Raw genomic sequence first — 7,552 nt, forward strand, 5'->3', positions numbered from 1 at the left:
CGATGCTGCTGGACGACCCGACGGGTGGCGCGCCGCACCGGGGCGGCCGGTGGCTGCGGGCGGCGCTGGGGCGCGGGCCGCGGCGGGTGCTCCAGGTGGTGTCGTGGCTGTCGTTGCTGGTCGCGACGGGGTTGTTGGTCCGGTTGCCGGTGCGGCTGCCGGGCGCGGACCTCGCCGTGCAGATGGTGGCCGCGCTCGTGGCGCTGGTGTGCGTGCTGATCGGGGTGCTGCTGGTGCCGGGCGCGTTGCTGGCCCGGCGCACGTGGTCGGCGCAGCCGCGCGACCTGCGGCCGTGGGCCGGCGGCTGGATGGCCGCGCCGGTGGTGGCGGTGGCCGCGCTGCTCGGCGGCGGGTTCGGGGCGGGCGTGGCGCTGACCGTGCGGCGGGTGCTGGGTCACGGTGTCCTGCCGCGCGGGTACGACTACATCGCGCTGCTGTGGGGCGTGGCCGGGGTGCTGGCGTTCCTGGCCGGGGTGGCGATGGCGGCGACCACCGGGATGGTGCGGTGGAGTTCGCTGCGGCGGAACAAGGAGTGGGCGCGTGAGGCGGCCCTGCTGCACGCGGGGCGCGCCCGGGACGTGAAGCGCGCCGCGAAGGCGTGGTGGTGGGCGCGGTGGCAGCGGCGGCACAGCCACCACGTGGTGCTGGTCATGGCGTCGGTGCTCGCGTTCGGCGCGGTGCCGGCGGCCGTGCTGCGGCTGCGGGAGGTCGACCCGCCGACGTGGACGCGGCCGATCACCGGGTTCGGCGTGGTCGTGCTGGCCGTGCTGGCGCTGTCGCTGCTGCGGGCGGTGTACCTGGCGGCGCGGCAGCCGGACAAGGCGCGGCAGGTCGGCGTCCTCGCGGACCTCGCCGCGTTCTGGCCGCGCGAGGCGCACCCGGTCGTGCCGCCGTGCTACGCGTTGAAGGTCGTGCCGGAGCTGGTGGCGCGGGTGCGGGAGCACCTGGCGGACCCCGGCGTGCGCGTGGTGCTCGCCGGGCACAGCCAGGGCAGCCTGCTCGCGGCCGTCGCGGCGGCCCGGCTGCTGGAGGCGGGCGACCCGGCCGACGCGCAGCGGGTGGGGCTCGTCACGGCGGGGTCGCAGTTGCAGTGGGCGTACCCGCGGGCGTTCCCGGCGGTGGTGCCGCACAGCTCGCTCGCGGTGCTCGCCGGCGGGCTCGACGGGCGGTGGCGGGCGCTGTGCCGCGGCACGGACCCGCTGGGCGGCGCGGTGATGACGTGGAACCGGCAGGTGTTCGACGGGATGCTGCTCGGCACGGGCTTCCGGCCGGACGGCACGTCGGGAGCGCTGCCGCCGGCGTTGCGCGGGCCGACCGGGGCGCTCGTGCTCGGCGGTGACCACTGGCTGCCCGACCCGCAGCGCGGGCCGTTCCCCGGTCGCCGGTGGGCGCCGGGCGTGAACCGGCACGCCGACTACACGTCCGACCCGGAGTGGGATCGCGCGGTGGCGATCGCCGCCGGCCTGGACACCGCCGAACCGCCCGCCGCGCCCGTGCTGCCCGTCGCCCGCAAGGCCCCGGTCCTGTCGCCGGAGCCGAGCACGCCGGTGCAGCCGGGGGACTGATCCGGGCCCGGACCGGTCCCCCGGCGCGCCGTCACGGGATCTCGTCGTGCTTCACGACCGGCACGGCGGTGGTGCCCTCGCGGCCCAGCAGCGAGTGCCGCCGGCTGTAGGCGAAGTACACGACGACGCCCAGCGCCATCCACGCCAGGAACCGGACCCACGTCAACGCGGTCAGGTTCAGCATCAGCCACAGGCACGCCAGGATCGCCAGCACCGGCACCACCGGGACCCACGGCACGCGGAAGCCGCGCGGCAGGTCGGGACGGGTCTTGCGGAGCACCAGCACGCCCGCCGAGACCAGGATGAACGCGAACAGCGTGCCCACGTTCACCATCTCCTCCAGCTTGCCCGCCGGGAAGAAGCCCGCCGCCACCGCGACCAGCACGCCGATGACGACCGTGATCCGGACCGGCGTGCCGTTCTTGCCGGTGCGGGCCAGGCCGCGCGGCAGGAGGCCGTCGCGGGACATCGCGAACAGCACCCGCGACTGGCCCAGCATGAGCACCATCACGACGGTCGTCAGACCGGCCAGCGCGCCGACCGAGATCACCGTGGCCGCCCAGTCGACGCCGTTCGCCGAGAACGCCGTGGCCAACGTGGCCCGCGTGCCGTCCGGCTGGGTCTTCAGCTGGTCGTACGGCAGCATGCCCGTGATCACCAGCGACACCGCGACGTACAGCACCGTCACGATCGCCAGCGAGCCGAGGATGCCGCGCGGCACGGCGCGCTGCGGGTTCCGGGTCTCCTCGGCGGTCGTCGCGACCACGTCGAAGCCGATGAACGCGAAGAACACCAGCGACGCGGCGGCGAGCAGCCCCAGCACGCCGTACGTGCTGCCCTCGAAGCCGGTGAGCAGCGAGAACAACGACTGCTCCAGCCCGGTCGCGGTGGCGCCGCCGGTCTGGGCCGGCGGGATGTACGGGCTGTAGTTCGCCGCCTTGACGTACCCGATGCCGAGCACGATCACCAGCAGCACCACGGCCACCTTGACCGCCGTGATCACCGCGCTGACCCGCGACGACAGCTTCGTGCCGATGACGAGCAACGTGGTCAGCACCGCGATCAGCAGCAGCGAGCCCCAGTCGACGTCGACGCCCGCCACCGGCGTGGTGGTCTTCACCGTCACGCCGACCTGCGCCAGCACCGTCTGGAGGTACACCGACCAGCCCTTGGCCACCGCCGCCGCGCCGACCGCGAACTCCAGCACCAGGTCCCAGCCGATGATCCACGCCATGAACTCGCCGAACGTGGCGTAGGAGAACGTGTACGCGCTGCCGGCCACCGGCACGGTCGACGCGAACTCCGCGTAGCACAGCGCGGCCAGCGCGCACGCCACCGCCGCCAGCACGAACGCCAGCGACACGGACGGCCCGGCGAGGTTGCCCGCGGTGGACGCGGTGAGGGTGAAGATGCCCGCGCCGATCACGACCGCGACGCCGAACACCGTCAGGTCCCACGCGGTCAGGTCCTTGCGCAGCCTGGTGTCCGGCTCGTCGGTGTCCGCGATCGACTGCTCGATCGACTTGGTGCGCCACAGCCCGTTGCCCGGCACTCGATCCCCCTGTGTTGAATCGCCGCTGCTCCGCAGACGGCGGGCTCGGTCGCCTGGGAGTCGACCGTTCGAGCCTCGTTCCCCGCCGATCGGAGAAGCGTGATCGGCGGGGAAGGAGTCCCGAACGGTCGACGCGACCTCGCGGTCCTGTTGGTCCGTTCAGAGTAGTGGCGAGGGCCGACAGCGGCCTCACCGGTAGTTTTGGGGCATGACGGTGCTTTGCCTGGACATCGGCTCCACCTGGACCAAGGGCGCCCTGGTGTCGGACGCCGGAGACCTGCTCGGCACCTCACAACACCCGACTACCCCGCCGGAGGTGCTTCAAGGCATCGACGTCGTCACGAACTCGCTCGGACCGGCCGCGCGCACGCTCGCGTGCTCGTCGGCGGGCGGCGGGTTGCGGTTGGCGGTGGTGGGGCAGGAGCGGTTGGTCAGCGCCGAGGCCGGGTACCGGGTGGCGCTGTCGGCGGGCGCGAAGGTCGTGCACGTGTCGGCCGGCCCGCTCGACGGCGCGGGCCTCCGGGCGTTGCGCGCGGCGGCGCCGGACCTCGTGCTGCTGCTCGGCGGCACGGACGGCGGCGACGCGTCGGTGCTGCTGCACAACGCCCGCCGGATCGGCGCGAACCGGTTGGCGTGCCCCATCGTGCTGGCGGGCAACGCCGACGCCCGGCCCGAGGCGCTGGAGCTGCTGGCGGGCCGGACGGTGGCGCCGACCGCGAACGTGCTGCCGGACGTGGGCGAACTCGCGCCCGGCCCCGCCCGTGCGGCGATCCGGGAGGTGTTCCTGGAGCACGTCATCGGCGGCAAGGGGCTGTCGCGGGGACGGCGGTTCCGCGGGCTGGTGCGCGCGGTGACGCCGGACGCGGTGCTCGGCGGCGTGTCACGGCTGGCCATGCGGGACCGGGAGGGCGCGGTGCTGGTGGTGGACGTCGGCGGCGCGACCACGGACGTCTACTCCGCCGTGTCCACTGTGGAGGGTCCGGAGCGGACCGTGGCGCTGCCGCCGGACCGCCGCACCGTCGAGGGCGACCTGGGGATGCGCTGGTCCGCGCCCGGCGTGGTGGCCGAGGCCGTCGCGGAGAAGCTGATCGACGACGCGGAGGCGGCCGTGCTGCGGGAGGCGGCGGCGGACGCGGCGGCCGACGTGACGTGGCTGCCCGACGACCCGACCGCGGACCGCAGGCTGGCCGGGCTCGCCGCCGTGCTGGCGGTCCGCCGGCACCTGCGGCTGGTGGACGGGCAGCTCGGCCCGCAGGGCGCGGGCCTGCTGGTGCTGTCCGGGGGCGTCTTCCGGCACGCCGACAGCACCGAGGACGTGGAACGCGTGCTGCGCGCCGATCCGGTGCTCCGCCCGATCCTGCGCACGGCCGCCGTCACCGTGGACCGCGACTACGTGCTCGCGCCGGCCGGGCTGCTCGCCGACGCCGGGCACGTCGACGCGGCCGACCGGCTCCTGAGCCACCTGGGGTAGGCGCCTGCCGAAGCGAGAGGGGCGACGAGCACACGGCTCGTCGCCCCTCTCGCGGTCAACGTCCCTACGGGGTGACCCGCGACCGGTCGAGGTCCGGCTCCAGGTAGATCAGCCGGGCGGCGGGCACCTTGTTGCGCACGCGCTGCTCGGCGTCGTCGATGGCCTGCGCCACCTCGGCGATCGTCAGGCCTGGGTTGAGCGAGATCTTCGCCGCCACCAGCAGCTCGTCCGGCCCGATGTACTGCGTCCGGATGTGGATCACGCGCTGCACCTTGCCGGCCGCGAGCTCGTCCGTGATGACGTCCAGCTCGGCCGGCGCCGCGCCCTCGCCGATCAGGAGCGACTTCATCTCCACGATCAGGATGACCGCGATGACGCCCAGCAGCACGCCGATGCTGATGGTGCCGATCGCGTCCCACACCGGGTCACCGGTGATGGTCGACAGGCCGACGCCCATCAGCGCCAGGACCAGGCCGAACAGCGCGCCCGCGTCCTCCAGCAGCACGACCGGCAGCTCCGGCACCTTCGACTGCCGGATGAACTGCCACCACGTGGCGTCACCCTTGATCTTCTGCGACTCCACGATCGCGGTGCGGAAGCTGTAGATCTCCAGGCCGATCGCGACGACCAGGATCACCACCGCGACCAGCGGGCTGCTCAGCTCCTCGTGCGACTCCAGCTTGTGGATGCCCTCGTACAGGGCGAACACGGAGCCGAGGCTGAACAGCATCAACGCGACGATGAACGAGTAGAAGTACCGGTCCCGACCGAACCCGAACGGGTGGTTCGGGGTGGCCGCGCGCCGCGCCGTCTTCTGGCCCAGCAGCAGCAAGCCCTGGTTGGAGGTGTCCGCCACCGAGTGCACCGACTCGGCCAGCATCGACGATGATCCGGTGATCAGGAAGCCGACGAACTTGGCCACGGCAATCCCGGCGTTGGCCACCAGTGCGGCGATGATCGCCTTGGTCCCGCCCCCTGCTGACACGGTTGCTCCCTAAGCCCACAGTCCGATTTGTCGGTGTGACCCTACTCAACGCCGGCGGTGGCGCGGAAAAGCTGGGTGTCGATGTCCGCCGAGATCACCGCGGCCGGGTCCTGCGCGGACAGCCACACGGACTGGCCCCGGTCCAGCACGAGCGACTGGCGGCCGGTCGTCACGCGTGCCCGGCCCCGCGTGCAGAGGAGGATCTGGGGGCCGGTGTGGTCCACCCGGACGTCCCCGGTCGACGACGACGGCCCGACCTCGATCCGGGACAGCTCGAACTCCGGGCACGGCGTCCGGTACATCCACAGGCCCGGCGACGTCTCCACGCCGGTCTGCACCGGCATGTCGCCGAACCCGAAGTCCAGCACGCGCATCAGCTCGGGCACGTCCACGTGCTTCGGCGTCAGCCCGCAGCGCAGCACGTTGTCCGAGTTCGCCAGGATCTCCACGCCGGTGCCGTGCAGGTACGCGTGCAGGTTGCCCGCGGGCAGGTAGATCGCATCGCCGGGCTGGAGCACGATCCGGTTGAGCAGCAACGCGGCCAGCACGCCCGCGTCGCCGGGGTACGCCTCACCCAGCTCCAGGATCGTCCGGCACTCGAGGTCGAACTCGCCGTGCTCCTTCACGTGCAGCACGCACGCGTCGAGGACCTGCGGCAACAGCAGGTCCAGCGTGGTCTGCGGCAACGTGATCAACGTGGTGAACAGCGCCCGCAGGCCGCTGTCGTCCGGCTGGGCGGCCAGCAGCTCGCCGTACGGGGCGAAGTCGGGCGCGTCCAGCGACCGCAGCAGCACCGCCGTGCGCAACGGGTCGCGGAACCCCGCCAGGGCGTGGAACTCGGTCAGCGCGCAGATCAGCTCGGGCTTCGCGGACGGGTCCTTGTAGTTGCGGATCGGCGAGTCGATCGGCACGCCCGCCGCGTCCTCGGCGGCGAACCCGTTCGCGGCCTGCTCGGCGGAGGGGTGCGCCTGCAGGCTCAGCGGCTCGTCCGCCGCCAGCACCTTCAGCAGGAACGGCAACCGGCTGCCCCAGCGGTCGGCGCAGCGCGCGCCCAGCTGCCCCTCGGGGTCGTCGGCGAGCAGGTCGAGCAGCGACCGTGAACCGCCGTCCGGCGCCACCACCCGGGACGGGTCGCCGGGGTGGGCGCCCATCCACAGCTCGGCCTCGGGGTGCGGCGTCGGCACCTCCTTCCCGAGCAGCTCCGCGATGGCGGTGCGTGATCCCCACGCGTACGCGCGCACCGCGTTGTGCAGCAGTTCCACAGTCATCCCCTCACACGGCCGGCGCGTACGCCCCGGGCCCGCCCAGCGTTCCCGCCGCCAGACCCAGGTACAGCGCGGCCAGCTCGAACCGCAGGGCGAGCAGCGCGGCGCACACGGCGTCCCCGCCGCTCACCTCCTCGGCCGGTTCGAGCACGTCGGCTCCGGACAAGGTCTCCATCGCGACCCGCCGGGCGAACTCGGCCTGCGGGCCCTGGCGCACGGCCAGCAGCAGCACCCTGACCAGGCCGTCCTGCTCCTCGTCCGGATCGGCGAACAGGTCGGCGCCGGACGTGCCGCGCACGGCCCGGCGGTGCAGCACCGACCGGGTCAGCGCCTGAGGATAGCCGGCGACGTCGCTCACCACGCCCGCGTAAGCGGCCAACGCGCCCGCGCCGTGCACGGCGACGGCCGTGGCCAGGTCGTCGAGGCCCCACAGCAGCGGGGTGCGCTCCGCGATCCGCAGCGCGAGCGTCTTCGCCGGGTTGACGAACGACTCGTGCATCGGGTGGCACCGCTCGGCCTCCCGGTCCAGCTCGTCCGCGACGGCCTGCACGTCCACCTCGACCAGGCGCAACGCCTTCAGCGCCACGAGCCACGCGCCGAACGCGCGGGCGAAGCCGAAGCCCTGCGGCACCGGCACCCGCGGCGGGATGAGCAGCGCCTGCTGGGCGGCGGACGCGGCCACCGGGCCCTCCGGCTCGGCGGTGAGCAGCACGC

At 73.8% G+C, this 7,552-nt stretch carries 5 protein-coding genes and 1 pseudogene; 2 read left to right on the forward strand and 4 right to left on the reverse strand.

The features are described from left to right. Window positions 1-1,565: pseudogene (locus tag ACFQ3T_RS32485) on the forward strand (hypothetical protein); the annotation flags it as partial. Between the two features lie 31 nt (window positions 1,566-1,596). Here ACFQ3T_RS32485 and ACFQ3T_RS32490 read toward each other — a convergent pair. Continuing rightward, a complete protein-coding gene (locus tag ACFQ3T_RS32490) occupies window positions 1,597-3,117 on the reverse strand; it encodes an amino acid permease (protein WP_380729275.1) in 1,521 nt (506 codons plus the stop codon). A gap of 208 nt (window positions 3,118-3,325) precedes the next feature. On the opposite strand from ACFQ3T_RS32490, the gene ACFQ3T_RS32495 reads away from it, so the two are divergent. Next, on the forward strand, window positions 3,326-4,588 hold the full coding sequence (locus ACFQ3T_RS32495) for a glutamate mutase L (RefSeq protein ID WP_380729277.1): 1,263 nt from the start codon (window positions 3,326-3,328) through the stop codon (window positions 4,586-4,588). A 64-nt stretch (window positions 4,589-4,652) separates the two neighbouring features. On the opposite strand, the gene ACFQ3T_RS32500 is transcribed toward ACFQ3T_RS32495, so the two are convergent. The 3 genes from ACFQ3T_RS32500 to ACFQ3T_RS32510 form a co-directional block, all read right to left on the reverse strand. Further along, window positions 4,653-5,573, reverse strand: a complete 921-nt coding sequence (locus tag ACFQ3T_RS32500) for a cation diffusion facilitator family transporter (RefSeq protein WP_380729279.1) — start codon at window positions 5,571-5,573, stop codon at window positions 4,653-4,655. 41 nt (window positions 5,574-5,614) lie between these two features. Then, window positions 5,615-6,835 carry a mannose-6-phosphate isomerase, class I gene (gene manA / locus ACFQ3T_RS32505; RefSeq protein WP_380729283.1) on the reverse strand — a complete coding sequence of 407 codons (1,221 nt, stop codon included), beginning with the start codon at window positions 6,833-6,835 and terminating at the stop codon, window positions 5,615-5,617. 10 nt (window positions 6,836-6,845) lie between these two features. Beyond that, window positions 6,846-7,552: SIS domain-containing protein (locus ACFQ3T_RS32510; RefSeq protein WP_380729281.1), on the reverse strand; the 707-nt coding region annotated here is incomplete at its 5' end.

This window comes from Saccharothrix hoggarensis (assembly GCF_042678885.1).
Classification (GTDB): domain Bacteria; phylum Actinomycetota; class Actinomycetes; order Mycobacteriales; family Pseudonocardiaceae; genus Actinosynnema; species Actinosynnema hoggarensis.

Coding starts and splice junctions, on each gene's coding strand:
- ACFQ3T_RS32495 (WP_380729277.1), top strand. CDS start 3,326: ATGACGGTGCTTTGCCTGGACATCGGCTCCACCTGGACCAAGGGCGCC.